The organism is Inquilinus sp., from assembly GCF_057815775.1.
This window is the reverse complement of the sequence record NZ_JBYRFX010000529.1, coordinates 1-3019: the sequence shown is the minus strand read 5'-3', so window position 1 is coordinate 3019 and position 3019 is coordinate 1. Positions and strand designations below refer to the sequence as shown.

Annotated in this window: 3 protein-coding genes; all 3 read left to right on the top strand. The window is 64.9% G+C overall.

Annotated features, from left to right (window positions below; genetic code table 11):
* A partial coding sequence (locus AC3XYG_RS18460; RefSeq protein ID WP_489141319.1) for a glycosyltransferase family 4 protein occupies window positions 1–767 on the top strand: 767 nt, incomplete at its 5' end.
* Between the two features lie 191 nt (window positions 768–958).
* Entirely contained in the window at window positions 959–2563 is a 1605-nt protein-coding gene (locus AC3XYG_RS18455; RefSeq protein WP_489141318.1) for a GMC family oxidoreductase, read from the top strand.
* A partial coding sequence (locus AC3XYG_RS18450) for an SDR family NAD(P)-dependent oxidoreductase (protein ID WP_489141317.1) occupies window positions 2560–3019 on the top strand: 460 nt, incomplete at its 3' end. The genes AC3XYG_RS18455 and AC3XYG_RS18450, both read left to right, overlap by 4 nt.

The following is a 3019-nucleotide window of genomic DNA, read 5'->3' as shown; positions in this document are numbered from 1 at the left end:
ATTACTGGCCGTTTTCACTGCTCAGCCGGCAGCCGACACCCTACGTGACCACGCTGCACGGGCGGCTCGATCTGCCAGAGTTGACCCGTGTATATGATTGTTTCGAAGATGCGCCCCTGGTCTCGATCTCGGATGCGCAGCGCCGGCCGCTGCCGCGCGGCAACTTCGTCGGCACGGTGCATCATGGGCTGCCGCCGAACCTGCTGACACCCCAGCCGGGCCAACGCGACTACCTGGCGTTCCTCGGGCGCATTTGCCCGGAAAAATCGCCGGACCGCGCGATCAGCATCGCCCGTGCCGCCGGAATGAAGCTGAAAATTGCCGCCAAGGTTGATCGGGTCGACCGCGAGTATTTCGAGACGACGATCCGGCCGCTGATTGATGGCGACCAGATCGAAATGATCGGTGAGATCGGTGATGCCGAGAAGCCGGCGTTCCTGAGCGGGGCGAAGGCCATGCTGCTGCCGATCGACTGGCCGGAGCCGTTCGGCCTGGTCATGATCGAGGCGATGGCATGCGGCACCCCAACCATTGCGTTCCCGGCCGGGTCGGTGCCGGAAGTCATCGATCATGGCGTCACCGGCTACATCGTGCATGACGAGACCTCCGCAGTGGCCGCGCTCGGCCGGCTCGACAAGCTGTCGACAAATGTGATCCGGGAGCGTTTCGAAACCCGCTTCACTGCGCGCCGGATGGCCGAAGACTACGTGGCGCTCTATCGGCGCATGGCGGTGAAATCCCGCCCGGCCTTGCGTGTTGTGACCTGATGTGACGTTGGGCCCAGCCGTATCGTAAGACCCCCACGTGCCACGCCGGTTTGTGGCATGCGGGGCGAGATGCCACGACGGTCTGCAAACAGGCTGTTGCTAAAGCACATCCCCACCGGCCCCGGGCTGGTCAAATCAAAACGGTTCCGCTTCACTGCCTGTCGTTAACGATGGCCAAATGAGGAACCGCAATGGCTGCAGGGCAGGATTACGACTACATCATCGTCGGTGCGGGATCCGCCGGCTGTGTGCTGGCCAACCGCCTGAGCGCCAATCCGGCCAATCGTGTGCTGCTGCTGGAGGCGGGGGGCAAGGACACCGACCCCTGGATCCACATCCCGGCAGGTTTCTACCGCAACATCTATAATCCGAAGGTCGCCTGGTATTTCGAAACCGAGCCGGTGCCCGAGATGCACAACCGGCGGATTTCGTGGCCACGAGGCAAGGTGCTGGGTGGATCCTCCTCGATCAATGGCCTGATCTACATCCGCGGGCAACGCCAGGATTTTGACCTGTGGCGGCAGCTCGGCAACGCCGGCTGGTCGTATGACGACGTGCTGCCGTATTTCCGCAAGGCCGAACACCAGGAGCGCGGTGCCGACGAATTCCACGGGTCGGGCGGTCCGCTGGGCGTGTCGGACCTGAAGACCGACCATCCGCTGCACGATGCCTTCATGGCCGCCGCACAGGAGGCGGGGTATCCCTACAACCGGGACTTCAACGGGGCGGAACAGGAAGGCGTCGGGCCGCTGCAACTGACCGTCCGAGGCCGCCGGCGGGCCTCGACCGCGGTCAGCTATCTGAAGCCGGTGAAGTCCAGGCCCAACCTGCGGATCGAGGTGCGCGCGCTGACCCACCGGGTGCTGCTCCAGGGCAAACGGGCTGTCGGCATCGAGTATAACCAGGCCGGCGGGCTGCATCAGGCAACTGCGCGCAAGGAGGTGCTGCTGTGCGGAGGGGCCATCAACTCGCCGCAGATCCTGCAGTTGTCGGGGATCGGACCGGGCGGGCACCTGCAGTCGCTGGGGATTGAGGTCAAGCACGACCTAGCCGGCGTAGGCGAGAATCTGCAGGATCATATCGGCGGGCGCATCATCCATCGCTGCGTCGACGGCACGGTCACGATGAACGAGATCTACCACAACTGGCTGCGGCGCCTTTATGCCGGGGCCGAGTGGATTCTTGCGCAGAAGGGGCCGCTGATGACCGGGGCAGGGCCGATGGGTCTGTTCGTGAAAACCCGCCCCGAACTGGATAGTCCTGATGTGCAATACCAGTTCCTGGCCGGCAGCACGGAGAAGACCGGCGAGCCGATGCACCGCTTCCCCGGATGCACGATGGTGGCCATTCCGTGCCGGCCGGAGAGCCGAGGCTGGCTGCGGATCAAGTCGCCTGATCCCACCGAGGCGCCGGCCATGCAGCCGAACTACCTGTCGACCCAGCGTGACCGTGAGACGATCGTCGCCGGCCTGCGCGTCACCCGTCGGATCTTCGCCACCGCCGCCATGCAGAAGTACTGCAAAGAGGAGATCTATCCCGGCCCGCAGGCGCAAACCGACGAGGACCTGCTGAACCACGTGCGCGCAACGGCGGGGACGACATTCCACCAGACCAGCACGTGCATGATGGGGCCGGGACCGAAATCGGTTGTGGACATCGACCTGAAGGTCAAAGGCCTCGACGGTCTGCGGGTGATCGACGCCTCGATCATGCCGACAGTCGTGTCGGGCAACACCAATGCGACCGTCATCATGATAGCGGAAAAGGGAGCGGACATGATCCTGCAAGCGGCATGACTCTGACCGGCAAGGTCGCCCTGGTGACGGGGGCAGGAAAGAACATCGGCCGGACGATCGCGCGGGACCTGGCCGCGCAGGGCGCGTCGGTCGTGGTCAATGGCCGCAGCGACCGCGCCGCGGTGGATGGTGTGGTGGCGGAGATCAATTCAGCCGGCGGGCAAGCCATCGGCTGTTTGGCGGACGTGTCCGACGCGGATTCGGTGCAAGCGATGATCGAGACCGCGGTGGCCGCGTTTGGCGGGATCGACATCCTGGTGAGTAATGCCGGGCTGCGCCGGCAGACTCCCTTCCTGCAGATGTCCCTGGCGGAGTGGCGGGAGATTCTGTCGGTCGCGCTGGACGGGGCATTCATCCTCTGCCGAGCCGCGGTGCCGCACATGGTGGGGCGCGGCGGCGGCGCGATTGTTGCGCTGTCGGGGATCTCCACTCATGTGGGCACGCCGCAGCGCTGCC

What these genes read in the sequence shown, in the direction of transcription:
- AC3XYG_RS18455 (WP_489141318.1), top strand. Translation starts at nt 959, where the DNA reads ATGGCTGCAGGGCAGGATTACGACTACATCATCGTCGGTGCGGGATCC.